Annotated in this window: 18 protein-coding genes; 10 read left to right on the forward strand and 8 right to left on the reverse strand. The window is 61.0% G+C overall.

Going from position 1 to position 26,140, the window contains the following annotated elements:
* Positions 1-78 precede the first annotated feature (78 nt).
* The 8 genes from G3572_RS09540 (at position 79) to G3572_RS09575 (ending at position 12,992) form a co-directional block, all read left to right on the forward strand.
* On the forward strand, positions 79-996 hold the full coding sequence (locus G3572_RS09540) for a carbohydrate ABC transporter permease (protein ID WP_164611127.1): 918 nt from the start codon (positions 79-81) through the stop codon (positions 994-996).
* A complete protein-coding gene (locus tag G3572_RS09545; RefSeq protein WP_164611129.1) occupies positions 996-1,835 on the forward strand; it encodes a carbohydrate ABC transporter permease in 840 nt (279 codons plus the stop codon). The genes G3572_RS09540 and G3572_RS09545 overlap by 1 nt, the downstream gene beginning before the upstream one ends.
* Positions 1,832-2,854: a Gfo/Idh/MocA family protein gene (locus G3572_RS09550; RefSeq protein WP_205518655.1), complete on the forward strand. Its 1,023-nt coding sequence runs from the start codon at positions 1,832-1,834 to the stop codon at positions 2,852-2,854. The genes G3572_RS09545 and G3572_RS09550 overlap by 4 nt, the downstream gene beginning before the upstream one ends.
* A 7-nt stretch (positions 2,855-2,861) precedes the next feature.
* Positions 2,862-3,857: an ABC transporter ATP-binding protein gene (locus G3572_RS09555; RefSeq protein WP_164611131.1), complete on the forward strand. Its 996-nt coding sequence runs from the start codon at positions 2,862-2,864 to the stop codon at positions 3,855-3,857.
* Between the two features lie 212 nt (positions 3,858-4,069).
* Positions 4,070-8,227 (forward strand): Ig-like domain-containing protein, encoded by a 4,158-nt coding sequence (locus G3572_RS09560; RefSeq protein ID WP_164611133.1) that lies wholly within the window; start codon positions 4,070-4,072, stop codon positions 8,225-8,227.
* A 15-nt stretch (positions 8,228-8,242) separates the two neighbouring features.
* On the forward strand, positions 8,243-9,580 hold the full coding sequence (locus G3572_RS09565; protein WP_164611135.1) for a TolC family protein: 1,338 nt from the start codon (positions 8,243-8,245) through the stop codon (positions 9,578-9,580).
* A gap of 26 nt (positions 9,581-9,606) precedes the next feature.
* A complete protein-coding gene (locus G3572_RS09570) occupies positions 9,607-11,820 on the forward strand; it encodes an ATP-binding cassette domain-containing protein (RefSeq protein ID WP_164611338.1) in 2,214 nt (737 codons plus the stop codon).
* Positions 11,817-12,992: a beta-barrel domain-containing protein gene (locus G3572_RS09575; RefSeq protein WP_164611137.1), complete on the forward strand. Its 1,176-nt coding sequence runs from the start codon at positions 11,817-11,819 to the stop codon at positions 12,990-12,992. The genes G3572_RS09570 and G3572_RS09575 overlap by 4 nt, the downstream gene beginning before the upstream one ends.
* Positions 12,993-13,098: 106 nt before the next feature.
* Here the strand turns inward: G3572_RS09575 and G3572_RS09580 are convergent, their stop codons facing one another.
* Together G3572_RS09580 and G3572_RS09585 are read right to left on the reverse strand one after the other, a co-directional pair.
* Positions 13,099-13,596 (reverse strand): YciE/YciF ferroxidase family protein, encoded by a 498-nt coding sequence (locus G3572_RS09580; protein ID WP_164611340.1) that lies wholly within the window; start codon positions 13,594-13,596, stop codon positions 13,099-13,101.
* A 489-nt stretch (positions 13,597-14,085) separates the two neighbouring features.
* The gene (locus G3572_RS09585; protein WP_164611138.1) at positions 14,086-14,307 is read right to left on the reverse strand and encodes a hypothetical protein; all 222 of its coding nucleotides are present in this window, start codon (positions 14,305-14,307) and stop codon (positions 14,086-14,088) included.
* Positions 14,308-14,537: 230 nt separating this feature from the next.
* Between G3572_RS09585 and G3572_RS09590 the strand changes: the two genes are divergently transcribed.
* On the forward strand, positions 14,538-14,954 hold the full coding sequence (locus tag G3572_RS09590; protein WP_164611140.1) for a response regulator: 417 nt from the start codon (positions 14,538-14,540) through the stop codon (positions 14,952-14,954).
* 12 nt (positions 14,955-14,966) lie between these two features.
* Here the strand turns inward: G3572_RS09590 and G3572_RS09595 are convergent, their stop codons facing one another.
* Both G3572_RS09595 and G3572_RS09600 read right to left on the reverse strand, forming a co-directional pair.
* Entirely contained in the window at positions 14,967-15,539 is a 573-nt protein-coding gene (locus G3572_RS09595) for a response regulator (protein ID WP_164611142.1), read from the reverse strand.
* A gap of 87 nt (positions 15,540-15,626) precedes the next feature.
* Entirely contained in the window at positions 15,627-16,028 is a 402-nt protein-coding gene (locus G3572_RS09600) for a hypothetical protein (RefSeq protein ID WP_164611144.1), read from the reverse strand.
* On the opposite strand from G3572_RS09600, the gene G3572_RS09605 reads away from it, so the two are divergent.
* Positions 16,027-19,002 carry a PAS domain-containing protein gene (locus tag G3572_RS09605; RefSeq protein ID WP_164611146.1) on the forward strand — a complete coding sequence of 992 codons (2,976 nt, stop codon included), beginning with the start codon at positions 16,027-16,029 and terminating at the stop codon, positions 19,000-19,002. The two genes, G3572_RS09600 and G3572_RS09605, sit on opposite strands and share 2 nt — an antisense overlap.
* A 65-nt stretch (positions 19,003-19,067) precedes the next feature.
* Here the strand turns inward: G3572_RS09605 and G3572_RS09610 are convergent, their stop codons facing one another.
* From G3572_RS09610 to G3572_RS09625, 4 genes are all read right to left on the reverse strand, one after another.
* Entirely contained in the window at positions 19,068-19,760 is a 693-nt protein-coding gene (locus G3572_RS09610; protein WP_164611148.1) for a hypothetical protein, read from the reverse strand.
* Between the two features lie 336 nt (positions 19,761-20,096).
* The gene (locus G3572_RS09615; RefSeq protein ID WP_240335474.1) at positions 20,097-20,930 is read right to left on the reverse strand and encodes a BON domain-containing protein; all 834 of its coding nucleotides are present in this window, start codon (positions 20,928-20,930) and stop codon (positions 20,097-20,099) included.
* Positions 20,931-21,362: 432 nt separating this feature from the next.
* Entirely contained in the window at positions 21,363-23,792 is a 2,430-nt protein-coding gene (locus tag G3572_RS09620) for a membrane-bound PQQ-dependent dehydrogenase, glucose/quinate/shikimate family (RefSeq protein WP_240335475.1), read from the reverse strand.
* Between the two features lie 132 nt (positions 23,793-23,924).
* Positions 23,925-26,030, reverse strand: a complete 2,106-nt coding sequence (locus tag G3572_RS09625; RefSeq protein WP_164611150.1) for a catalase — start codon at positions 26,028-26,030, stop codon at positions 23,925-23,927.
* Positions 26,031-26,140 lie beyond the last annotated feature (110 nt).

The raw sequence follows: 26,140 nt of genomic DNA on the forward strand, positions 1-26,140 counted from the left end.
AGTTGCGGGACTGGAGGGGCTGTCTGCCCCTCCAGACCACCCCGAGGATATTTTCAAACAGATGAAAAGGGGAAGGACATGGCTGCGCGAAAGCCAGTGCGCTGGCATATTGCCGTTTTTCTTGCGCCTGCGGTTTTGGTCTATACCGCAATCATGATCATACCCCTGATCGGGACGCTGAACCTGTCCCTGTTCAACAAAGGCCCTGACGGAGTGCAATTTGTCGGCTTGGCGAACTTTGCCACGCTCTTTGGCGACCCCCGCTGGTCAGCCTCTTTCTGGAATGCCCTCGGCAACAATGCCTGGTTCTTCCTGATCCACATGCTGGTGCAAAACCCCATCGGCATCGCCCTGGCAGCGATCCTTTCGACGCCAAAACTGCGCATGGCGGCCTTTTACCGGACCGCGATCTTCATTCCGACCATCCTGAGTTTCGTGATCGTCGGTTTCGTATGGAAGCTGATCCTGTCGCCCATCTGGGGCATCGCGCCGGGGCTTCTGGATCTGGTAGGACTGAAAAGCCTGTTTGCGCCTTGGCTGGGGCGGGAAGAGTATGCGCTGACCACGCTGGCGCTGATCTCGGTCTGGCAGTTTGTCGGCATACCGATGATGCTGATCTATGCAGCCCTTCTGTCGATCCCCGACGAGGTGCTGGAGGCCGCCGAAATGGACGGGATTACCGGGGCAAGCCAGTTCTGGAAGATCAAGTTGCCGCTGATCCTGCCGAGCATCGGGATCATCTCGATCCTGACTTTTGTAGGCAACTTCAACGCCTTTGATCTGATCTATGTGGCGCAAGGCGCGCTGGCGGGGCCGGATTTCAGCACCGATATTCTGGGCACCTTCCTGTATCGCACCTTCTTCGGGTTTCAGCTGCAACTGGGCGATCCCTACATGGGCTCGGCAATTGCGGGGGCGATGTTCGGGATCATCCTGCTTGGGGTCTGCATCTATCTCTTCGGTATCCAGACCCGGTTGCGGAGGTACCAGTTCTGATGGCACGCGCACGCACATCCATAGGGCGCACCATTGCTGCCCATGCCATCCTCATCACATGGACTGTGATCGCCCTTTTCCCGGTATTTGTCACTGTCGTGAACAGCTTCAAATCCCGCCGCGCGATCTTTGCCGACCCACTGGCGCTGCCTTGGCCGCAGCATTTCGACCTGGTCGGATATACCACTGTTCTCAAGCAGGGGGATTTCTTTGGCTACTTCCAGAACTCGATGATCGTCACCGTCGCAAGCCTGTTCTTTGTACTTCTGTTCGGGGCGATGGCGGCTTTTGCGCTGTCGGAATACCGGTTCAAGGGCAACCTGCTGATGGGCCTTTATCTTGCCTTGGGCATCATGATTCCCATCCGGCTTGGCACCGTGGCCATCTTGCAGATCATGGTGGCGGGCGGGCTGGTCAATACACTCACGGCGCTCATCCTCGTCTACACCGCACAAGGATTGCCGCTGGCGGTGTTCATCCTGTCAGAGTTCATGAAGACCGTGTCTGACGATCTGAAGAACGCCGGACGCATCGACGGGCTTTCGGAGTATGCGATTTTCTTCACGCTCGTCTTGCCGCTGGTGCGGCCCGCGATGGCGACCGTGGCAGTTTTTACCATGATCCCGATCTGGAATGATCTGTGGTTCCCGCTGATCCTTGCTCCGGCAGAAGAGGTGAAGACCATCACCCTGGGCAGTCAGGTGTTCATCGGGCAGTTTGTCACCAACTGGAATGCGGTTCTGGCGGCGCTGAGCCTCGCCATCCTGCCGGTGTTGGTTCTGTATCTCATCTTCTCGCGGCAGTTGATCCGCGGCATTACGGCGGGGGCTGTGAAATGATCCGAACACTCGTGGCGGGACTTGGGACGATGGGGCGCAGCCATGCGCTTGCCTATCACCGGAATCCGGGGTTTGACCTTGTCGGCATGGTGAACCGCAGCACACCGCGGCTGGACCCGGAACTGGCGGACTACCCGGTCACCCCGGATTTTCACGAAGCCTTGGCGCGCCTGAAACCCGATCTGGTGAATATCTCGACCTACACCGACAGCCACGCAGACTATGCCTGCGCGGCGATGGAGGCGGGGGCGCATGTCTTTGTCGAAAAGCCGCTGGCCGGAACGGTGGCGGATGCGCGGCGTGTGGTGGATTGTGCCGTGGCGAACGGGCGGAAGCTGGTGGTGGGCTATATCCTTCGCCATCACCCCAGCTGGATGCGGCTGATCGATGAGGCGCGGGCGCTTGGCGGGCCTTATGTGTTTCGGTTGAACCTGAACCAGCAGAGCAGCGGCCCGACATGGGAGGTGCACAAGACGCTGATGCAAAGCACCTCGCCCATCGTCGATTGCGGGGTGCATTACGTCGATGTGATGTGCCAGATCACCGATGCACGCCCGGTGGAGGTGCGTGGCATGGGCCTTCGGCTTTCCGACGAGATTGCGCCCGACATGTATAACTACGGCCATTTTCAGGTGTTGTTCGCCGATGGCAGCCTTGGCTGGTACGAGGCAGGCTGGGGTCCGATGATGTCCGACACAGCATTTTTTGTGAAAGACGTCGTAAGCCCGAGGGGCGCCGTGTCTATCCGCATGCCGGAAGGGGCCAAGTCGGACGATCATGACACCCATACCAAGACCTCGGTGATCCGGGTGCATCGCAACGGACAGCCGGATGAAGACCTGAACATGGCCGACGAGCCCGGGCATCAAGACCTGTGCGAGCGGGAGCAGGCCTTCATGCTGCGCGCGATTACCGAAGATCTGGATCTGTCCCGCCATATGCAGGATGCCATCCAGTCGCTTGCCATCTGCCTTGCCGCCGACGAGTCGGTGCGCTCTGGCCAACCTGTCAAATTGTGAGGCTGCCATGGGTGCGCTGGAACTGAAGTCGGTCACCAAGTCCTTCGGGTCTACCGATGTGATCAAGGGCGTTGATCTGGAGGTTGCCGAAGGTGAGTTTTGCGTGTTCGTCGGCCCGTCTGGCTGTGGAAAGTCGACGCTGCTGCGTATCATCGCGGGGCTGGAAGACGCGACCGGCGGGGATATCTTGCTGGATCGCAAGCGCGTTAACGATGTGGCACCGGCCAAACGCGAACTTGCGATGGTGTTCCAGTCTTATGCGCTTTACCCCCATCTGACCGTGCGTGACAACATGGGGCTTGCGCTCAAGCAAGCGGGGGTTGCCAAGGCAGATATCCTGCGTGCCACCGACAAGGCTGCGACGATGCTGTCTTTGGAAAAGCTGCTGGACCGCCGGCCCGCGGAATTGTCGGGCGGGCAGCGGCAGCGCGTGGCGATCGGGCGGGCCATCGTGCGAACGCCAAAACTGTTCCTGTTTGACGAGCCGCTCTCAAACCTTGACGCCGCGCTGCGTGTGGCGACGCGTATAGAAATTGCCCGCCTGCACCGCGAGCTTGGTGCGACAATGATCTATGTGACACATGATCAGGTAGAGGCCATGACACTTGCAGACAAGATCGTGGTCTTGCGGGACGGTCGAGTGGAACAGGTGGGCAGTCCGATGCATCTTTATAACGATCCTGACAATACCTTTGTTGCAGGTTTCATTGGCAGTCCTCAAATGAATTTCCTGAAGTCGGGCCCTCTGGGTTTACCGGGAGAAACTACGGGTATTCGTCCGGAGCATCTGCAAATCAAGAAAGACGGGTCAATTACAGGGACCGTCAGCCATGTGGAAAAGCTGGGCGGGGAAACTCTGGTTTATATCCGCACGCATCCGCATGGGCTTTTAACCGTACGTTTGTTCGGAGAACACGATCATAGTGTCGATAGTGATGTGACACTTGAACCGGATGACAAGCGGGCGTTTTATTTTGACGCAGCGGGCAGACGCTTACGCTAACAAATGCTCAACCCTAAGCATATGTAATTCACCCGCCCCACAACCTTACAGAATAAATCTTGGCGAAAAAGCGGCGCAATCGCGGCTGTCCCATGACATAGCCCCTAGAAATAGGGATCGTTCGGCTGTATCCTCCGATCAATTGCACCTCGAACGAGGGCTAATAATCACATCGGATCAAAAAAGATCCGGGTTTGAGGCGGAGTAGTAAAATGGTAACGGCGATTAACTTCGCCGTCCGCACTTCTGCGGGCGGTCGTCAGCATGGGACAGTGGCTGGCGAGGGACAAGCAAATTTCATTCAAGTAGGATCGGGTGACAGCGTTTCGCTGAACATTTCCCCGTCGAGCGTTGTAGCCTATGAACAGCAAGGTCGTGACCTTGTCATCACATTGGCCGATGGGCGTGTGATCGTTCTGGCAGGATACTTCGATGCAACGGGCGGTGCGCATCTTTATCTGAGTTCGAATGACCAGATCACCGAGGTAATGCTTTCCGGTGATGGAAGCGGTGTGCTGACGGCGCAATATGGCCCGGCACAACCCATGGAAAAATGGAGCCCGCTGGACGATCTGCGCTTTACGCAAGCAGACGGCGTGATCGACGACTCGGCAATCGGGGATGAACCCGCAGGCATGGGTCTTTTCGCGCCCGCAATGCTCGGCGGCATGGGCGGAGTTGGCGCAGCGGGCGCGGGTCTGCTCGGCCTCGGCCTGGCTGCAGGTGGCGGTGGCGGCGGCGGCGGTGGTGGCGATACGACACCCGGTGGTGGTGGTGACACAACGCCTGGCGGCGGCGGGGACACGACACCCGGCGGTGGTGGCGATACGACGCCCGGCGGCGGCGGGGACACGACACCCGGTGGTGGCGGCGACACGACGCCCGGTGGTGGCGGTGACACGACACCCGGCGGTGGTGGCGATACGACACCCGGAGGCGGTGGCGACACGACGCCCGGCGGCGGTGGCGACACGACGCCCGGTGGTGGTGGTGACACGACGCCCGGCGGCGGCGGGGACACGACGCCCGGTGGCGGCGGCGATACGACGCCCGGCGGCGGTGGCGACACGACGCCCGGTGGTGGCGGCGATACGACACCCGGTGGTGGGGGCGATACGACACCCGGCGGTGGCGGCGATACGACGCCCGGCGGCGGTGGCGACACGACACCCGGCGGTGGGGGCGATACGACACCCGGCGGTGGCGGCGATACGACGCCCGGTGGTGGCGGCGATACGACGCCCGGTGGTGGCGGCGATACGACGCCCGGTGGTGGCGGCGATACGACGCCCGGTGGTGGCGGGGACACGACACCCGGCGGCGGTGGCGATACGACGCCCGGTGGTGGCGGCGACACGACACCCGGCGGCGGTGGCGATACGACGCCCGGTGGTGGCGGGGACACACGTGTGCCGCCGACAGTCAACAATCCGAACGACCAAGACATTCTGACCACCAACACGGCCAATCCGGTCATTGAAATCAGCGGCACCGGCGAGCCCGGGGATGCTGTTGTCGTGACCGTAGGTAACAGCACTCAGACCACGGTGATCGGGTCGGACAGCACTTGGGCTGTAGACTTCGAAGGCGATGAATTGCCCGCCGATGGCAGCTATTCCTCGGTTGTGGTCGTGACGGAACCGGGCGGAACCGAACATGTTCTGGATGGGCCGGATTACATCATCGATATGACGCCCCCCGCGGTCGAAGTCACGACCGGCACCGAAAGCGTGGGCGATCTGGAGAACCTCGCAGATTATGCCGACGGCATCACCATTGCCGGCGAAGGCGAACCGGGCGCTACGGTTCGGATCGAGGTTGGCGGCCTGACGCGCGATGCCGTGATCGACACACAGGGGAACTGGTCCTTCACGTTCAGCCAGTCCGAGATTGCAGGCGGAGAGCGCACCCTTGACGTCAAGGTGACCGCGACAGATCCGCTGGGCAATACCACGGTCATTACCGACCGGCTGGTGATTGACACCATTCCGCATCCCGTCTCCATTGACCCGGTGACCGAAAACAACCTTGTCAATCAGGCCGAGTATGCCTCGGGCTTCAGCATGACGGGCAGCACCAGCCCCAATACGACTGTGACGCTGGTTGTCGAGGGCGGTGGCCAGACGGTGACCCGCACGATAACCTCGGACGCGTCGGGCAACTGGCAGCAAACCTTCCCGCAAGGCACCTTGCCTGCAGGCACCTATCAGGCGACCGCCACCCTTTCGACGGTGGATGCCGCAGGGAACCCGTCATCGGTCACTCGCAGCTTTGATGTTGATACCGAGATCAGCGTTGCCTTCGACCAGAACGCAATTGCCGGTGACAACATCGTCAATGCCGTTGAAGCAGCAGGCGCTGTGACGATGTCCGGCACATCGGCGGCCGGGTCTACGGTTGTTGTCGAATGGGCGGGCAGCACGCGCCCCGCGACAACCGACGCCTCTGGCAACTGGACGGTGACCTTCCCCGCAGGCACAGCGACGGGCGGCACATATGAAACCACCGCCATCGTGACTGCAACCGATGCGGCGGGCAATACCTCGAGCGCCCGGCGCGACATCCTTGTGGATACCGAAATCGCGGTCGGGACCGACGAAACCCAAGCGGGCGACAACCGCATTTCCGGGGCAGAGCGCGCGGAAGGCTTTACCCTGACCGGCACCGGTGAACCCGGTGCGGCTCTGACGGTCAGCGTCACCACTCCGGGCAGCACCGTGACCCATCCGACAACGGTGGGGGCAAACGGCCAGTGGGCGATCGAATATGCCCCCGGCGAGTTGCCATCCGGCACTTACACCGCCTCTGTTTCGGTGTCTGCCCGCGACGCGGCAGGCAACATCGCGACCGACACCCACATGGTTGAGGTCGACACCCAAACCAGCGTCGGCATCGACCCCATTCAGGCTGGCGACAACTTCATATCCGGGGCAGAGCGGTTGGCGGGCATCACGCTGACCGGGACGGCAGAGGCAAACGCAACGCTCAGCGTTACCTTCAACGGGACCACCTATGAAAACGTGCGCGCTTCGGCCGATGGCACATGGGCCCTGCCTGTCAGCACTGCCGGTATTCCGTCCGGCACCACGACAGCCAACGTGGCAGTGACTGCGGTAGACAGTTTTGGCAACATCGCAAGCGCGAGCCATGTGGTGAACATCGATACCGAGGTGGTGCCGCTGACCCGTGGCACCATGTCGACCGGCGGCGACAATATCCTGAACGATGCCGAAGCCAGCCGCGGGTTGACCGTGACGGGCACTGTTGAAGCGGGCTCTACCGTGATGGTCAGCTTTGATGGCCATGACGCGCGCGCAGCAACCGTATCGGGCGGGATCTGGTCGATCACCATTCCCGCATCGGAGATTCCCCAAGGCACGACTTCGGCAGAACTTGTGGTGACTGCAACCGACCGTCTGGGCAACACGGGTGTGCACCGCGAGGCGATTGCCATCGACCGCGAGGTGACACCCCTTCGCCCCGGACAGGAAATGCTGTCCGGCGATGGCTACCTGAACGCGCGTGAAGCGTCCGAGGGTCTGCTTGTCACCGGCACGTCTGAACCCCGCTCTACGGTCACCGTCCAGATGATGGTGGGCGATCAGGTGGTGGGCAACGCGATGCGCATCGTCACGGATGCCAGCGGCAACTGGTCGACGACCTTCAGCAGCAGCAATCTGCCGCGTGGAGAATTGAACGCGCGGGTGGTTGTGACCGCGCAGGACCTTGCCGGAAACATCGACAGCTACAGTCAGCCGCTGGTCATCGACACTGTCGCTCCGGGTGCGCCCGATGTCGTCAAGTTTGAACGTGTCAGCGCAGGTTTGACCCGGATCGTCACGCAAGAAGTGGATGGCAGCTACGAGTTCACGCGGATCGACGCGAATGGCAACGCCTCGCATATCAACGCCGTGCGCTCGATAGACGAAGTGACGGGCGACGAGAACATTACCTTCGGGTCTCGGGGGGCCAACGGGTTTACGCCCACACCGGTGCCGGACGGCAGCTATCTGGTTGTGGACACGACCGATCTGGCAGGGAACCAAAGCTCTACCCTGCTCATCGTGAACAACACAAACGCCCCTGATATCGATCTGTCCCGCCCCGGTCTTTCCAATTTCGACTTCTCGGCGATCGACCTGACCTTTGCGCCAGACGCCGATCTGACGATCACCGAGGCGCAGCTCCTGAACATCACGGGCGCGGACAAGACGGTGTTGATCAAAGGCGGTTCGGATGACCGGGTCGAGATCATCGACGGGGTCAACACCGGACAAACCCGTGAAGTCGACGGCGAAACCTACAATATCTATACTGTCGGTTCCTCGGGTGCGACGGTGCTGCTCGACGACGATATCCAGACGGTTTGACGGGGGCTCCCTGTCATGCCGCATCAATCAACGGCACGCATCAGGGTCAAGGGCATACGCCCTGCCCTGATGCTCGGGATGTGCTTTCTGCTCTCGGCCTGTCTGGGCGAAGGCATACCGGGCGTTGCCAAGATGGGCTTCGGCGCGGGGGACGCCCCCGCCGACCTTCGCGCGGCATCCCTATCAGCGCAGGGCGATGTCAGGTCTGCGCTGATTGATGATCTTCAGGCGCGCCGTTCGGTCTTGCCACCGGGTGGCGCGTTCTCGGCAGTTGCCGATGCCGTGATAGAGGCCGGAGCAGGCGTTGCGGCGGCCGAGTTGCGCATTGCACGGCTTCGGGCAGAGGCAAAGGCCAAGAACTGGCTACCCCAGATCGGCCCATCCGCAAACCTGACCTCACTAGGGACGCTGGCGGCGTCTCTGCTGGTGGAGCAGACCTTGTTCGACAACGGAAGGCGAAAGGCAGAACGCGCCTATGCCGCCGCCGATGTCGAGGTGGCAGCGGTTGTTTGGGCAAGCGAGGGCAATAAACGGGTCTATGATGGCCTGCGGCACTATCTGGCAGCCGAACGCGCGCGCGATCAGTCGAATGTGTCGGAACGCGCGGTCACCCGCCTTGCCGAGTTTGAGCGGATCATGGCGCTGCGGGTCGACGGCGGCATCTCGGATCGATCCGAACAGCGGGTCTTGTCGCAGAAACTTGCCGAGATGCAGGCCAATCTTTCGGCGGACCGGCAGGCCGAACTGACCGCCATGAGCGAACTGGGCGCGATGACCACCCGCGATCTCTCGTTGCTTCGCGGTCTTCAAAATCTGCCTGCCGATCAGCCGCATCCCGAACCTCTCGCCGTGACGCGCTCCCGTGGCGAGGGCGCACGCATGATTGCCGAGGCGGCCATGGCAAAGGCAGACATGCTTCCTAGCCTGACCGCCAGTGCCGCGCTTGGCAAAGGCGGGGTGGACGGCGGCATCGGCCTGAATGGCGGCACGTTCGGTTTTGGCTCCTCTGCCACGCGCGAGGCTTTGGATGCGACAGCCGATCTGGTGGATCGCAGAACCGCACAGGTCGCAGAAGATGCAAACCGGCGCATCATCGCCTTGCAGCGGGAAATGCAAAGTGTGCTGAGCAGGGAAGCCGAAGGGGCGGAGGTCTTGCGGCAGACCGGCAGCAACCTTTCGATGTTTACCGAACAATACAAGGTCGGTCGCCGCAGCCTGCTTGAACTTGTGCAGCAATACGAAAGTTTCGCCAGAGCAGAGCGCGACCAGGTGGCTCTGAAATACATCGCCACGGATCTGCGGCTGCAAATCGCCCTTGAACGTGGCGTTCTGGTAGACGGGGCGCGCATGTGACAAGCGACAGGGTGGTTTCCTTTGACATGAACGCAGGCCGGGCCGCATCTGCTGGTCCGGTTTCGTCACGTCCCGCCCCTGCCAGCCGGAAATCCCGACCGCGCCACACCAATCGCGCCATGAACCGGGCCCAGCTTGCCAGCGTCTACGCCGGCATTCTTGGCGCCGAGATCGCCGCCGCCGATCTGCTTGAACATATCCAGATCGCAGCAGGATCGGGCACCCTCGGTCTGGCTGAAGTGTGCACCGCACTGAAGGGATGCGGCCTGACGGCAAAGGTAGAAAAGGCCGCCACGCCTGCCCCCGACCTATGGCCTGCCCTTGCCGAAATGTCATCGGGTCAGATCGTGCTGGTCCTCTCCGAGGATGAGGATGGTATCGCCGTTTATGATCCGACAGTCCCCGACGGCCGTGCCGACGTTACGAAGGCCGATTTTGCAAGTGTCTATGCGGGCACCATTCTGCGCGCCCGCACCACAATGGCCGATCTGGAGTCCCGCCACACGCCCAAGGCCGGGGCGCATTGGTTCTGGGGGGAGTTTTCCAAGTATCGCCGGCAACTGCTCGAAGTCGCTGCCGGCTCTCTTTTTGCCAACTTGCTGGCGGTGTCCGTCGCCCTGTTTTCCTTGCAGGTCTATGACCGTGTGATCCCCCACCAGTCAGAGCCGACGCTCTGGGTGCTGGCTTTGGGCGCGATGCTCGCCATCGTCCTCGAAGGCATGCTGAAGGGAGCCCGGTCTGGCCTGATGGACATGACCGGGCGCCGCATCGAATTGGTGGTGCAGGACCGCCTGATGGCAAAACTGCTTGGCATGAAAGCCAACCCGCACGAGCGCCGTCCCAGCCAGATCTTCAACGCGATGCGCGAGTTCGGCTCGGTGCGAGAATTCTTCACCGCCTCAACCATCGGCACGCTCGCGGACCTGCCCTTCATCCTGATCTTTCTGGCGTTGGTCGCCACCATCGGAGGAAATCTGGTTTGGGTCCTGATCGCCGGCGGCGTCCTCATGGTGCTGCCGGGATTCCTGCTGCGCGGGAAGATGGTGGAGATGAGCAAGGCCTCGCAGGGGGCCAGCACCAGACAAGCAAAACTGCTCTATGAAGCCGTGTTCGAGACTGAAACGGTTACCATCACAAGGGGGGAAGACCGCATAAAGCGCCTATGGGCGGAGCTTGTCACGTTGAACGCAGTCAAATCATCCGAGCAGCGCAAACTGACCTCGCTTTTGACCTATTGGGCGCAGGGCGTGCAGCAAGCAACCTATGTCGGTGCGGTGATGGTCGGCACGTTCATGGTGTTCTCGGGTAACTTCACCGTCGGGACGATCATTGCCATCGGCATCCTGACGGGCCGCACCTTGGGCCCCTTGGCGCAGCTTTCTGCAACGATGGCTCGCTGGTCCAATGTGAAAGGCGCGCTGGAGGCTTTGGATGCAATTGCGTCGGCACGGCAAGCGGAAGAAGCCGAGCGCAAGTATCTGCGCCGCGAGAAACTGACCGGAGCATATGAACTGCGCAACCTCGAATTCCGTTATGATCCGTCTGCATCTCCTACAGTCGACATCGCCGCGCTGGCCATTCCGGCAGGACAGCACATTGCCGTCCTCGGCACCAACGGATCAGGAAAATCGACCCTGTTGCGCCTTCTTGCGGGCCTTTACGACCCGACAGCGGGCCGCGTGCTGATTGATGGCGTCGATCTGGGGCAGGTCCATCCGCGCGATCTGCGCCGGGGGATCGGCTATCTGGGGCAGGAGGTTCGTCTGTTTGCAGGCAGCCTGCGCGACAACCTGAACACCACCCAGTTGGAACGTGATGACGACCGGTTGCTGGAAGCGCTGGATTTCGCAGGGCTCGGCCCCTTTGTTCGCAACCATCCGCGCGGTCTTGATCTGGAAATCAAGGAAATGGGCGAGGGTCTGTCTGTTGGCCAGCGGCAATCCTTGGGCTGGGCGCGGATCTGGCTGCAAAACCCCGCCGTCGCCATTCTGGATGAACCCACCGCAGCGCTGGATCAGACCCTTGAAACGACGCTGGTCAGCCGCTTGCGGGTCTGGTTGGAAGGGCGGACCGCCATCATCGCCACGCATCGGGTGCCGATCCTCCAGCTGACGACCCGCACGCTTATCTTGCAAAACGGGAAACTGGCGGTGGATGGTCCCCGCGATGCCGTTCTGGCGCATCTGATGAAAGCGCAACCACAAGCTGCCGCAATGGTCGGCGGGGGCGGCGCATCATGACGACCTTTGACCACGGCCTTGATCAGCGCATGCGTGGGCCTTCCCTGACCATCTGGATGATCGGCCTTTCACTGGTGGTGTTTATACTATGGGCCTCGTTCGCATGGCTGGCCGAGATTGTCCGCGCCGAGGGGCAGATCGTGTCTTCATCGCGGCCCCAGATCATCCAGAACCTCGAGGGAGGCATTCTGGCAGAGCTGTTCGTGGCCGAGGGGGACACGGTAGAGCCGGGGCAAACGCTCGCGCGGCTTTATGGCACGCAGTATCAGGCTGCCGTGGATGACCTGAGTGATCAGATCGCCACTCTGGAAGTGCGCAAGCTGCGACTGGAGGCGGAACTGGAAGGCAGGTCAGAGTTTGTGGTTCCCGACGACATCGCGCGCCGAGTTGCCGATGTGGTTGCATCAGAGCGCACGTTGCTGGAAGCCCGCATGTCTGAGCAATCGGCGCGCGTGGCGGGGGCGAAGGCGATCCTCAAACAGGCGGAGACCGAGCGCGACCTGCTGGAGCGGATGTACAAGCAGGAGGTCGCACCTCTGATCGAGGTGACACGCGCCCGCAAAGCGGCCTCTGATGCTGAGGCACAGCTTGCCGAGGCGCGCACGATGGCAGAACTTGATCGCGCATCCACCTATTCTGAAACGCAGGCCCAACTGGCTTCTTTGCGGCAGCGGTTGAAACAGGCGCAAGATCAGCTGTCGCGCACCGAACTTGTGGCACCGATGCGGGGGGTGGTGAACAAACTGTCGCTGACGACCATCGGTGGAGTGGTGCGCCCCGGTGAAGAGATCATGCAGATCATACCGCTGGATGAAGAGCTTTTCGTCGAGGCGCGGGTGAAGCCCCGCGATATCGCACAGGTGCGGCTGGATCAGATGGCGACGATCAAACTATCCGCCTATGACTATACCATCTACGGCAGCCTGCAGGCACGGGTAACCTTTGTGTCGGCCGATACCTTCAGGGATGAACGGTCACGCACCCCGGACGGCGATCCGCATTACAAAGTGACACTGCGGGTGGACAGCCAGCACCTCACAGAGCGCCAGAAAAACCTTGAAATCCGGCCTGGCATGCAGGCAACGGTAGAGTTGCAGACCGGGGGCAAGACCATCCTGACCTATCTGACAAAGCCACTTTACAAGGCAAACGAAGCGCTGCGCGAACGCTAGGACTGTTTGTGGTATCCGAAGAACATCGGCTCAAGGGAGGCATAAGAAAAACGGCAGGCACCCCGTGCAGGGGCGCCCGCCATGTCGTTACAGCGCAGACCGGATGTCAGGCTGCTTCAAGGGCCGTTGCATTTACGGAACTGTCCGCAAGAGCCGTCAGCCGCTCGTCGGTCGACATTTCTTCTTCCAGTGTCTGATCCAGAAGCTTAACCACTTCATCCATGCCCAGCACTTCTGCCCAAGCTTTCAGGGTGCCGTAGCGCGCCATCTCATAATGTTCGACAGCCTGCGCGGCGGCCACCAGCCCCGCATCAATCGCGGCCGAACCTTTGAAAGTGTCCAGCACTTCCTCGCCTTCTTCGATGATGCCTTCAATCGCCGGACAGGTTTTGCCGACCGCCCGCTTGCCGATGATTTCGAACACCTGCTGGAGGCGCTCGATCTGCACCTGTGTTTCCTCGGCGTGGGTGCTGAAGGCCTCTTTCAATTCTTCGGACTGCGCGCCGCGGGCCATCTTGGGCAGCGCTTTCAGGATTTTGCGCTCGGCGTAATAGATGTCCTTGAGGTTCTCGAGAAACAGATCGTTCAACGTTTTCGTCTTCATGATGATCTCCTTGATCCTGTCCGGCTGCAGATCGCAGCCTCGCATTGGCGGGAGAAGAACCGGGTGCTGTGTCATTTGTTCCGCAAGAGACGTGACCAAATCTGGTCGCATTTCGGCGGGAACAATCGGCCCAGCGGCACCGTTGAGGGAGGGTCCTCGTACCACGGAAAGGGGAAACCCATGTCTAAACCACACGCCAAACCGCCCGGACAGTCGGCGAATATTCAGCCGCGCCCTTCTCCGGATCGTTCCGATGCCGGCCCCAAGCGAGAGCAAAAGCAGGCGGGACAGTCCCTTGCCGATCCGCAGGCGGAGAAGAACGATGCCGAATGAGCCGAAACCCGCGCGTGAGAAGCGCCCGCCGTCACCAGATCGCAACAATGATCAGGATGACCACGAAGGGTCAGCGCACAGCCCCGAAGAGTTCAAGAAGGGGTGGCCTGCGGATACGGGCGATGCCAAGCCCTGACGATCAGGCCATCGTTGGCATTACAGTCGGGCAACCGCACCGTCCGACGCGGCGTCGTCCGAATTCTGCTCGGAAAACTTGGCCTGAAGTTTGAGGGCGAGTTCCATCATTTCGGGTGGAACGGGCTCTGCCCGAATTGCATCAAGAACCGCTTCTGCCGTGCCATTCAGCATGTCATCAGGGGTTTGGTTCGCTTTGACATCTGTTTTCACGCCAAGACCCGCCCTCTGTTTCTTAATCAATCGTCACTTCATTCAAGATAGTCGAAGTGGGGGCTTCATACAGTCAAAATGCGTGCCAGAGACACAAAAAAACGTGATTCTCTTGTATTTCACCCAGAGAAACCGTCGAGAAAGCGGGAACCGGGCCCTCGAAATGTGCGTTTAAGCGCGACGATGGGCGCCGGGGGCATCAATGGACAAATTTGCACTGTCCGCCTGTCAAACCGATTGGTCAGCCCGAGGGAGGGGGTATGGAGCGCGCCACAACGCAACGGGACGGCACTTGCAACATTCTGGTCATGGAAGACGATTACATCGTGGCTCTTGACCTGTGCACTTATCTGGAAAGCATCGGCGTCACCGTGATCGGGCCCGCCGGAATGATCAAGGCAGGGCTGGAAATCGCCAGAAGCGCCGAAGCAATTGATGGTGCCTTGCTCGATGTCAACATCGCGGGCCAGACGGTGTTCGCAGTTGCCGACGCGCTTATCGAGCGCAAGGTGCCGATCACCTTCGTCACCGCCTATGACAGTAGCATGTTGCCCGCCCCATACCGCCACTTTGCTCGCATCGAAAAGCCAATCGAAAGCGCGCAGGTGGCCGAGGCCGTTGAGCGCATGTGCAAACAGGCGATGAAATGTCGGCCGCAGCAGATGCTGGCCGACTGACAGCCCGACACCCTAGTGCAAAAGTCGACGCCCGTGATCTTCGGCCAGCGTGCGCATCAGACGTTCAAGCCAAGGGCCGACCTGCGTCATCACCGGCAGCGGGTCCGGATCGGCGATGGCGCGGCGAAGGGTCAATTCGACAAGACGATCGGCAGCACTTTTGTCTTGCATCAATTCGCGGGCGCGCAGGCGCAATTGCGGGACGAGGTCTGCAATGGTCTGAGGATTGGCAAGACCTGACCGCGCGAGGATCTTGACCGTCGTCTGCGGAGCCATCGGCTTGTTGATGCAGACGACTTCGGCAAAGCGCGGGGGCAACAGAGGCTGATCGAACCCGGTGTAAAAGACAAAGGGCACACCGTCCTGCAACATCTGGTCAGCCAGAGGAAAAACCATCTGGCCCCGGAGATCGACATCGAGCACGGCCATCTGGCTGGTGGGTGCCAGACGGGTGGCTTCGGCCAGACTGGCACAGGGACCAATCACTTGTGCATTGGCCGCCCTGAACTCATTCGCCAGTTCGGTCGCAACAAAATAATCATCCTCGGCGATAAGAACCCGCCGCCCCTGAAAGTCGAATAGCATGCAAAGCCCCCCGGATCCCGATACGACGATGATACCTTAGCGTGGGTCATGACGCATTCACCCAAGACAACCCCTTTGGCCGCGCAATCACAAGTAGATAAGGGCGATCGCGAAGGGCGTCGGAACATTTCCGCCGAAAAGCATCATCGCAGGACAAGCCGCGGAACCTTTTGCCCTGCCGCCGTCTTTAACCTCTGACAGGGCTGGCCCCGTCTTCGACAGGTAGAATATGGTCAGCAAGAATTCACCTTTGCCGGGGCGCGCTGCGCCGCAGGATCGCTCACGCAAAGAGAAAGTTGTGGCATGGGAAGCCGTGTATGGCCCCCGCAGCTCCTGGCCTGATTGCGTTCGCGCCGCATCTGAACTGGTGCTGGAGGCAAAGGCTCCGGCGGCGGTGCTTTGGGACGACCCGCCACGATTGATTTCCAATTCGGCCTTTGAAAATCTGCGTGGTGTGAGGACAGAAAGCTTGACGCCAGAGCTTCGCATGGCTCTCGAGCCTTCTCTGGTGTCGATCAGACAGGGCCAAAGCGTCCTGCTGCGCCTGCAAGGCAGTGACCCGGCACCTGCGTCTGATCCGGCGCAAGACTTGGTGATGTCGCCTTTATGGGGCGCAGATGGCGGCGTGGTTGGAGCGCTTGTCACGCAACTGAACCGCGGCGTGGGCGATCCTGCACCGCCGGTTCTGCAAGACATGGGCGCTTATCGGCGCTTGTTCGAAGTGATCGACCAGGGCTTTTGTCTTGCGGAAGTCCTTTTCACGCCAGAGGGGCAAGCCTGTGACTACAGGTTTCTGGAAACCAACAGCGCCTTTAGCCAACATACGGGGATGCAGAATGCTGTAGGCAGAACTGCGCTCGAACTTGTGCCGGAGTTGGAACGGGGCTGGGTCGAGCTTTATGCGAATGTCGTCCTGACGGGTCGCAGCATACGCTTTGAATATCAGGCCGAACCTATCGGTCGGCTTTTTGATGTCTTTGCTGCCCGTGTTGGTGGCGACGACAGCCGCATTGTCGGGATCATCTTCCGTGACATAACAGAGCATCGCGCGCGGGAAGCCGAATTGCGTGCAAGCAATGCTCGCAAGGCCTTTCTTCTGGAACTCTCCGACGCAATCTGCGCACCGGGCGATGCGGCTTGCGTGCAGTGGTCAAGCTTGCGACTTTTGGGCGAGCATCTGGGCGTGGACCGCGTGGCCTGGCTGGATATGACAGAACCGGATGCCGCTGTGGGGAGGGCTTATTGCGCCGGTGCCGACAGCGTCCAGGATTACCAGATCGAAAGCCTCCTCGGCCAAAACATTGGTCACCGGTTTGCCACCGGTCAGATTGAAGTCTGCGCCGACACGCGCACGGGCGGCTTGTCAGCGCAGGCCGTTGCCACGCTCGAGGCCGTATCGGCACGCGCCTTTGTCGCCGTACCCTACTTGCGCGGCGGCAAACTGATTGGCGGGCTGGTTGTCCATAATAAACAGCCGCGCAATTGGAGTGCGGCGGAATTGACCCTGATGGCCGAGGCGACAGAACGGATCATGCCGGCGCTGGAACAGGCCCGCGCCGAGAGCGCCTTGCGCCAAAGCGAGGAAAAATTCCGTCAGCTTGCCGATCTGGCCCCGTCCGTCGTCTGGATGGCCGACGCCGACGGCACGATCAGCTATGTCAGCGAACAATGGCAGCACTTTGCGGGACAAGATCCTCACGGGCCAAAGACCGGGCCGTCAGCTTTCCTGTTGCACCCCGATGACCGGTCAAAAGCGAAACAGGCATGGGCAGCGGCGCTGCGCAGCGGAGAGCCATTCGAGATGGAACTGCGCAATCGCCGCAAAGACGGGCAATACCGCTGGTGCCTGACCCGCGCCCGGCCGCAGCACGGCGCAGAAGGCCGCATCTTGTGCTGGTTCGGAACGACCACCGACATTGACGATCAGAAGCGCACCGAAGAATTCCTGCGACAAAGCGAAGGACGGCAGGCCTTTCTGCTGTCCTTGGTCGATGCCTTGCGACAATCGGCCCCGCTTCCAGCGCAGAAGGAAGCCTGCCGCCTTGTCGCACAGCATTTGCAAGTGAACCGCGCTTTCTTTGCAGAACTGGATGAACCCACCGGGAAAGTGCACGTCGCGCAGGATCACTTTGACCCCGCGCTGAACTCGGTCGCGGGAAGCTATCGTGCGGACAGCTTCGGCCTGGCAATGACACTGCTGCGCCGGGGAGATCGGTTCGAGGTTTGCGACATGCGCAGCCATTCGGCCATCCCCGCATTTGTGCAGGCCCGTTTTCTGGCAGGCCAGATCGCCGCTTGCCTCTGCGTGCCGGTCATTCTTGGCGGACAGACGGCGGGGGCGATCTGCGTCACCACCTGCGAGGCGCGGCAATGGACGGAAGCAGAAGTGGAACTTCTGGCCGAAGCAGGACAGAGAATCTGGGCGGCTGTCGCGCAAACCCGGTCAGAAACCGCCCAGCGCGCCATCGATACACGCTTCCGAACCTTGGTCGAGGGTATGCCACAGCTTGTCTGGCGTGCGGCGACCAGTGGCCGCTGGACATGGGCCAGCCCCCAGTGGACCGCTTTCACAAACCTCACGAACAGCCAAAGCCAGAATGCGGGATGGTTGGACGCGGTTCATCCGGAGGACAGGGCAGAGGCAGAGGCGGCTTGGGCCCGGGCTCGAGATCTGGGCAAGTTCAGCGCGGAATACCGGTTGCGCGACCATGCCACGGATACCTATCGCTGGTTTCAGACACGCGCCTTGCCGGTGCGGGACGAGACGGGGCATCCGGTAGAATGGCTTGGCACCTCGACCGATGTGCAAGGTCAGCATGACATGCAGGAACGGCTGCGCTCGCTGGTGGCCGAATTGCAGCACAGGACGCGCAACCTGATGGCGGTGGTCATGGCGGTGACCGATCGCACCTTGGCTTCCAGCGCCACATTGGAGGATTTTCGCGTGGTCATCCAATCGCGACTCGGCTCGATTGCGCGCACCAGCGGGCTGCTCTCCAAGCTGCGAGACGACGGGCAAATCACCTTTGACGAATTGCTTGCCAGCGTCTTCCAGGGGCATGGGATCGCGATAAAAGAAACCACCGGGCTGCGGGTGTCGGGACCGGCGGGCATAAGGCTGCGTTCCTCTTCGGTTCAGACCTTGGCGCTGGCCCTGCATGAACTCGTGGCACAGAGCATAGCAAGCGGCGGGTTTGCAGGGGCGGGAGGATCGGTTTGCGTGGATTGGCACATGCAACATGTCGCAGAGGGCAAGCGGCGTCTGGTTCTGGCATGGCGAGAGACCTTTGCAGAACCCTTGCCCCCGTCCCAGCTTGCCAAAGATCAAAGCAGCATCAGTTTTGGCCGCGAGTTGATTGAACGGGGTCTCTCCTATCAGCTTAATGCCGACACGTCCTATCGGCTGACCTCAGAAGGCCTCGCTTTTGATCTTTCCTTGCCGCTAACGCAGTATCGCACCTGACGGCATCGGTCACCGAATGGCAAAAGGGGCGCGGCCAAGCGCGCCCCTTTCATCTGGCAGGAAATTCAGAGGTTCGCGGTTGCCGCGCAGATCGCCTGCATGTTTTCGGGCGATACATCCATCATGCCCGTGACAGAGCCGCCTGCCGCCGTGGCACCTTCGCCCGTGCCAGTGGAGCCGATCTCTGCCGCGCCCGTGCCAGATGCACCACCTTCGGCCGTTCCGGTGGTGGTCGTATCCGCACCGGTGCCGCCCTCGGTCCCTGTGCCGACAGAACCAGCGGCACCCGTGCCCGTGGTGGCGCTGCCCGCAGCACCTGCATCACCGCTGGTTGTGCCTCCCTCGGCCCCCGTCGTGGCAGAGCCAGTCGCATCGGCACCCGTGGTCGCGCTGCCTGCGCCGGTGGTGCTGTTTGTTCCCGTGGTGCTGTCTGTGCCGACAGTGCCCGATGCCGCTGCATCGCCCGTGGCCGCACCGCCCATGCTGCCTGCCGAGCCTTGCATGAACACCATGCAGTCGCGGCGGATCATCGTCCGGTCTTCTTCCGACAACGTCTGCCATTGCGCTTCGATCTCGCTGGTCGAACGGACCGTGCTGCCATCTTCGCCGAACATCGCGGAACCCAGCGAAGTCGACCAGTCAGACCCGAAGGTGCCCGACATTGCCGAAGTCCCGCTGGTGCCGTCGCTGGTCTGTGCCATCGCTACGGTTGCTGCCAGTTGCGCTGCCATCGTCACTGTAAGAAAGGTCAGTTTCATTGCCGTCTCCATTGCGTAAAAATTCGGGCCTTGCGTCGTCTTGATCAGGCGATGCGCAACGCCTCTGCTCTGTCCGGGCCTGTGCAACACTGCTGCTGACGCGACCTAAGTCGCCAAGCCTGCTGTGCGGCCGCCCACAAGCGCCATCGGGGGAAGGTCTATCCCGCGGCATCGTTGCGACCCACCGCCTTCCAACTGGCCGCTTGGCCATTTGTTCCCGATGACGGGTCCGGAAGGCGCGGCTTTCGTCTCGAGCCAGTTCCGCCGTCTTCGGAGCAAAGAAAAATGGCGCGCCCCCGCGGGGCGCGCCAATACACTTTCAAACCGAGGCCCGCCTTAGGCCTGTGTCTTCCCTTGGCCCACTGAGCCTTTGGCGCTCGACCCGGAAGAAGACGTCATGTCATCCACCGAACCTGACAGGCTTTGCGATTTCACGCGCAGATTATTCTGCACATGGGTCACGCCCGTAATGCGATCGACACAGTCTTCGGCGCGGCGCTTGCTCTGACGCGAGTCCACCTGTCCGGTAAGCGTCACCTCGCCACCAGACACGCTGACCTCGATGTCCGAAGCATCGAGCCATGAATCGTCACTCAGATGGTCATTCACATCTTCGCGAATACGGTCATCGGACCGGGTGTAACCCTTGGGGCCTTTGCCCCGGTGATCGTTGTCGCGCCGACGCTGCGCATCATTGTCGCCAAACCAAGACGATATCTCGTCGCCAGCCTTTTCGAGAAAGCCGCGCTCTTCCGAATAGCCGCCCTGACGCTGATCGCCATAACCCGAACTTCGGCCTTGGCCGCCATAGCCACCACGGTCATAGGGTCCAAAAGAAGGCTGGCTGTATCCGTAAGGCCCGCTCGACCTCTGACCATAGCCGTAGCCGCCCTCATCGTGGGAAGACTGCGCGCTCTCGCGGCCGCGATACCCGCTGCCCGATCCTTCGTCCATCATCCGGCTTTGGGCGTAGTCATCACCCTGCCGGCCGCCATATCCACCCTGACTGCGGTGGTCAGCCGGGCTGCGGTTGTCATATTCATGCGCCATGCCGTAGCCGCGGCCATAGCCCGCATCCTGATGTGACTCGCGGTCTCGTGCATATCTGTTTTCGTCTTGGGATGATCTGCCACCCTCGCGGTCAGCCTCAAACTGTCTTGATCTAGCCATGTTTGGCACTCCTCTCATGGTTTTTCGCGCACGGCGCAGTGCTGCCGTGCCCCCTGTCCAACCGGGGGATGAGGTAAATGTTCCTTGCTCGGCCTCCCCCCACGGTCGGCCAGAGCGCTCAGTCAGGCGGTGGAACATTGCAGCCGGTTGAGAAGTTGAGAGCACTTTCCAACATAAAAACCGGAGAGATTTCCATGTCAGAGACACTCATCGCCGTTGTCGTTTTCGGCATCCTCCTGGCCATCTGCCTTGTCGGGCTCGTCACTTCAAATCGTGCAAGCGAACGGAATAATGCCTCGCGCAGCCATCGCCCGCCAATGCAGCCAGCCTCGCAAAGCTTTTCGCCGCCGCTTCCGCCTCGCGGCGGCTGAATGCAAAAGGGGAGACAACACCTTGTCTCCCCCGGTGCCGCGACGACAAGGCCGCTGTCGGCTAAGGCAACGCATAGGCGATAAAGTAGTCGCCAATCGGGGTTTCCATGAAGTTATGGCCGCCCGCATTGATGATCAGATATTGAACCCCGTCCACTTCGTACATCGCGGGGCCGGCCTGTCCGCCTGCGGGCAGGGCGTCTTGCCAAAGGACCTCGCCGGTTGCGATGTCCATCGCGCGGATCAGATCGTCGGTCGCCGCCGCAATGAAGATCAACCCGCTGGCAGTCACCACCGCCCCCGCATTGTTCGGGGTCCCGATGTCGAGAGGAAGCATCGACGGGATGCCGAACGGCCCGTTCTTGCGGGCGGTGCCGAAAGGCTTGTCCCAAAGCACCTCACGCGTGGCAAGATCAATCGCCATGATGCCGCCATAGGGCGGCTCTTTGCACAAAAGCCCCGTAAGGCCCACGCGCCAACCTGCGTTCACCTTGATGGCAAAGGGGGTGTCGGCTTGCGGGTTCAGCCCTTCGGGCGTGTCTTCGGCACCCGGCTCGTCAATCGGAACGGCGCCCCGGCGATCCGCCTCGTCACGGGGAATCAGCCTGTTGAAATTGGGGGCGTCATTGTAGTTGGCCACCATGATGCCCCGAACAGGATCAATTGCGACGCCGCCCCAATCTGATCCGCCGTTATAGCCGGGATATTGGATCCAGTCCCGGTCCACCGAAGGAGGTGTATAAATGCCGTCATAATTCGCCCTGCGGAACTGGATGCGGCACCAGAGTTGGTCAAGCGGCGTCATACCCCACATATGCCGCTCTTCGATATCGGGCTTCAGGGTGTTTGGAAAATCGACCACAAAGGGCTGGGTCGGTGACAGACGTTCAGGCTCTACCCCGCCCTGCGGGACCGGGCGTTCCTCGACCTCGACCAGCAGTTCCCCCGTTTCGCGATTGAAGATGAAGAACATCCCCAGCTTGGTAGGCAAGATCAAAGCTGGAACAGGGCCGTCCGGCGTGGGAAAGTCGATGAGGCTGCCTTGCGATCCCAGATCATAATCCCAGACATCGTAATGGACTGTCTGATAATGCCATGCAACCTGTCCCGTTTCGACGTCGAGCGCGACCAGTGCAGTGGAATATTCGTTCTCGATCTCCGACCGCATTCCGCCCCAATAGTCCACCGACGGAACCCCGTGCGGCAGATAGACGAGACCGAGCTCATTGTCGCCCGAGGCTATGGTCCACACATTTGGCGTTCCTCTGGTATAGGTTTCGCCTTCGGGGGGAAGCCCGGTCTCACCGGGGCGACCCATGTCCCATGCCCATGCCAGTTCACCGGTTTCGGCATCATACCCACGGATCACCCCCGAGGGAGCATCACGGCGCTGGCCGTCACGGACCTGAGAGTGAACGACGGCGATGTTGCGCACGATGGTGGGCGGTGATGTCGGGGCGTACCAACCCGGCACGGTGTGGCCGATCCCTTCTTCCAGGTCGACGGTGCCGCTGCTGCCAAAGCCTTGGCAAAGCGCGCCGGTGCGCGTGTCGACCGCGATCAGCCTTGCATCAAGCGTGTTCATGATCACCCGCTCGGCGCATGGCTCGTCTTCGGCAAGGGTGGGAGAGGCATAATAGGCCAGACCACGGCACGTGGCATTGTAGGGGATTGCCTCTTGCGGCACCTGCGGATCAAAGCGCCAGTTCTCGGCCCCCGTGCGAGGATCAAGCGAGATGATCTTGTTCATCGCCGAGCAGATCAGAACCTGATCGCCGATCTTGAGGGGCGTATTCTGGTTGGAATACCGCGCATCGCCTTCGGGCATGTCGCCCGTGCGGAACTCCCAGACCTTGCGCAGTCCCGCCACGTTTTCCGGTGTGATCTGACTGAGCGGCGAATACCGCGTGGCGTGATGAGTGCCTCCATAGGCCGGCCAATCCGCGCCGACCTCTGGCATCTGGAAAGTGACCGGCGCGGAAGGTGGTTCGGTCGGCAGTGCGTCAGGCTGGGGTGCAGGTTCCGTGCTGCTCTGTTCCTGTGCCCATGCTGGTTGCCCCGAGAAGGCCTGCGCGAACAACAAACCAACAAGCGCGATGAGAGGGAGTGTAGAACCGGCCCTGCGCGCACCAAGACGATGCAATGCCGGAATGGTCGCCAGCACCAGCACGAGAACCAGTGTGGGGGCGACCAGCCGAGGCACCTGCGCCCACCAATTGAACCCGGCCTCCCAGAAGGCCCAGATGACTGTGCCAGCAAAGGTCAGGACATAGACCCAAACCGCAGCCATCGACCGATGGAACAGAGCATAAGCGGTTGCCAAAAGTCCGATCCCCGCCAAGGCGTAATACCAAGACCCGCCCAGGATGATGAGCCAGATGCCACCGCCAAAGATCGGCAACCCGAAGATCACAAGCACGACCGCAAGCAGGTTGACAGCAATCGTGGCGGCACGACTCCGGCGCGGCGTGACAGGGTCAGAATAGGGCATAGGGGACTCCGCTTGGCACATTTGTTGTCATAGCCAACAGCCAACACGGAAATTTGTTCCGCCTTTTCGGAACTTCCGGCGCAACGCACCCGTGACCCGGCCATCAAAGGGCCGGATCACGGGCCTTGCAGTTCAATGCGCCAGGGTTGCCTCGCGCGCCCAGAAGCGGAGGTCGACGCAAGCATCGAGAAAATCGGTGATGTCGTCCCCTGTCGTCAGTCCGAAATACCCGCCATCAAGCTTGTCGGTCAGCCCGCTGGCCGTGACGAGTTCCTTGGCCTGATCCAGCGCGATGAACTTGCAATGCGCATGGGCGTCGCGCAGGAAATCCTGCGCAGCGGGATTACGGGCGACCATCGCTGCCGTATCCGGCCCAAGCAGGACTGCAACCGCATCAAACAGAACCGAAGGGCCGCCCCCGATCTTTTCATCCGCGCGGTGCAGGGTGCCGCCACTGTCGATTACTCCCCCGATGGCTGGTGCCACGATCTTCATCTGCGCCCCTGCTGCCTTTATCGCTGCAGAAAGGCTCGACATCGCTGCGGCGTCCACACCGTCAGACACCATCACGCCCACTGTCCGCCCGGCAAAACTGATAGGGCCGTTCTTGAGGATGCTCAGCGCATCGGAGGGGGGGAGATCCGTGCGGGTCGGGCCAGATGTCGGGGCGGGGTCCGGCATTGATGGCAACCCGAGCCCCTGCGCCACCTCTGCCGCAAGGTCGGTGTCGATATGCATGAGATGGGCCACGATCCGCACCCGGATGTCTTCAACCTCACATTTCGAAAGTTCAAAGATCAGCGCGTCGCGGATATGGCCTTTTTCGATGCTGGTCTGGCTGATGTAGAACTGCCGCGCCTGACTGTAATGGTCGGCAAAGCTCTCGGGCCGCAAACGGCGCTTCTCGCCCTCATTCCTGACCGAATAGCTGACATAACCTTCCAGCGGATGCGCGCGTGGACCTTGACCCCAGCTGTTGGGTTCATAATTGACCCGCCCCTTGCGATTGCTGGTCTGCATATGCCCATCTTGCTGGTAGTTGCTGACAGGGCAGCCGCGCGGCGCATTAATGGGCAACTTGGTAAAGTTGGGGCTGCCAAGGCGCTTCAACTGTGTGTCGAGATAGGAAAAGTTGCGCCCCTGCAGCAACGGATCATCGGTGAAGTCGATGCCCGGAACAACATTCTGGGTGCAGAAAGCGACCTGTTCTGTTTCGGCAAAGAAATTGTCGACCAGACGGTTCAAGGTGAGCGTGCCAATCACCTCGGCCGGGCACTCCTCCTCCGGAATGATCTTGGTGGGATCAAGCACGTCGAAGTCGAAGCGGTCGGCAAAGGCTTGATCGAACATCTGCACAGCCAGATCCCACCGGGGAAGGTCGCCTGTCTCGATGGCCTCCCACAGATCGCGGCGGTGACGATCCGGATCGGCGCCGTTGATTTTCACGGCCTCATCCCACAAGACAGATTGCAGGCCCTGCCGGGGCTTCCAGTGAAACTTTACAAAGGTGGACTCGCCCGCCGCGTTCACGAACCGGAAAGTGTGCACGCCGAACCCTTCCATCGTGCGGAAAGACTTCGGAATGGTGCGATCCGACATCTGCCACATGACCATGTGCATGGATTCGGGGGTGAGTGAGATGAAATCCCAGAAGTTGTCATGCGCCGACTGCGCTTGCGGAAAGCCGCGGTCGGGGGCCGGTTTGACCGCATGCACCAGATCGGGAAATTTGATGGCGTCCTGAATGAAAAACACCGGAATGTTGTTGCCGACCAGATCCCAGTTGCCTTCGTCGGTATAGAATTTCACCGCAAAGCCGCGCACATCCCGCGCAAGGTCCATAGACCCTTTTGATCCGGCAACCGTGGAAAAGCGGACAAAGGTCTCGGTGATCTTGCCTTTGCTCTGAAAGGGCGCGGCGCGCGTGATTTCAGGGATCGCACGGGTGCACTCAAAAATGCCATGCAGGCCAAAGCCCCGCGCATGAACCACGCGTTCCGGAATGCGTTCATGGTCGAAGTGGAATATCTTCTCGCGCAACACGAAGTCTTCCAACAGCGTCGGCCCGGGTGCCCCTGTCCGCAGCGAGTTCTGGTTGTCGGCAATCACGACGCCCTGCGCGGTGGTAAGGCGATCTCCGCCTTCGCCGGCATGCTGGTGAAACTCGCCGCCTGCACCGTAATCTGACACCAGATCGTTGAACTCGCCGCCACGCTGCTTGGCTTGGTCTTTCGTCATGGGAACGTCTCTCCTTGGTCGGACGATGGAACGCCCTCAGGTGTTGCAAGGCAAATGCGCTGCATCCCGTCCGGTCCGGTCGTCGAACCGCGGGACAGCCCGGCCAGATC

It is taken from the genome of Pseudotabrizicola algicola (genome assembly GCF_010915705.1).
Classification (GTDB): domain Bacteria; phylum Pseudomonadota; class Alphaproteobacteria; order Rhodobacterales; family Rhodobacteraceae; genus Pseudotabrizicola; species Pseudotabrizicola algicola.

Bases quoted from the DNA above. Each gene is read 5' to 3' on its own strand.
- G3572_RS09540 (WP_164611127.1), top strand. From the start codon at position 79: ATGGCTGCGCGAAAGCCAGTGCGCTGGCATATTGCCGTTTTTCTTGCG.
- G3572_RS09565 (WP_164611135.1), top strand. From the start codon at position 8,243: ATGCCGCATCAATCAACGGCACGCATCAGGGTCAAGGGCATACGCCCT.
- G3572_RS09625 (WP_164611150.1), bottom strand. From the start codon at position 26,030: ATGACGAAAGACCAAGCCAAGCAGCGTGGCGGCGAGTTCAACGATCTG.
- G3572_RS09580 (WP_164611340.1), bottom strand. From the start codon at position 13,596: ATGAAGACGAAAACGTTGAACGATCTGTTTCTCGAGAACCTCAAGGAC.
- G3572_RS09545 (WP_164611129.1), top strand. From the start codon at position 996: ATGGCACGCGCACGCACATCCATAGGGCGCACCATTGCTGCCCATGCC.
- G3572_RS09590 (WP_164611140.1), top strand. From the start codon at position 14,538: ATGGAGCGCGCCACAACGCAACGGGACGGCACTTGCAACATTCTGGTC.
- G3572_RS09600 (WP_164611144.1), bottom strand. From the start codon at position 16,028: ATGCGAAGCTCTGGCGTCAAGCTTTCTGTCCTCACACCACGCAGATTT.
- G3572_RS09555 (WP_164611131.1), top strand. From the start codon at position 2,862: ATGGGTGCGCTGGAACTGAAGTCGGTCACCAAGTCCTTCGGGTCTACC.
- G3572_RS09595 (WP_164611142.1), bottom strand. From the start codon at position 15,539: ATGCTATTCGACTTTCAGGGGCGGCGGGTTCTTATCGCCGAGGATGAT.
- G3572_RS09550 (WP_205518655.1), top strand. From the start codon at position 1,832: ATGATCCGAACACTCGTGGCGGGACTTGGGACGATGGGGCGCAGCCAT.
- G3572_RS09605 (WP_164611146.1), top strand. From the start codon at position 16,027: ATGGCTCTCGAGCCTTCTCTGGTGTCGATCAGACAGGGCCAAAGCGTC.
- G3572_RS09560 (WP_164611133.1), top strand. From the start codon at position 4,070: ATGGTAACGGCGATTAACTTCGCCGTCCGCACTTCTGCGGGCGGTCGT.
- G3572_RS09570 (WP_164611338.1), top strand. From the start codon at position 9,607: ATGAACGCAGGCCGGGCCGCATCTGCTGGTCCGGTTTCGTCACGTCCC.
- G3572_RS09610 (WP_164611148.1), bottom strand. From the start codon at position 19,760: ATGAAACTGACCTTTCTTACAGTGACGATGGCAGCGCAACTGGCAGCA.
- G3572_RS09615 (WP_240335474.1), bottom strand. From the start codon at position 20,930: ATGGCTAGATCAAGACAGTTTGAGGCTGACCGCGAGGGTGGCAGATCA.
- G3572_RS09575 (WP_164611137.1), top strand. From the start codon at position 11,817: ATGACGACCTTTGACCACGGCCTTGATCAGCGCATGCGTGGGCCTTCC.
- G3572_RS09620 (WP_240335475.1), bottom strand. From the start codon at position 23,792: ATGCCCTATTCTGACCCTGTCACGCCGCGCCGGAGTCGTGCCGCCACG.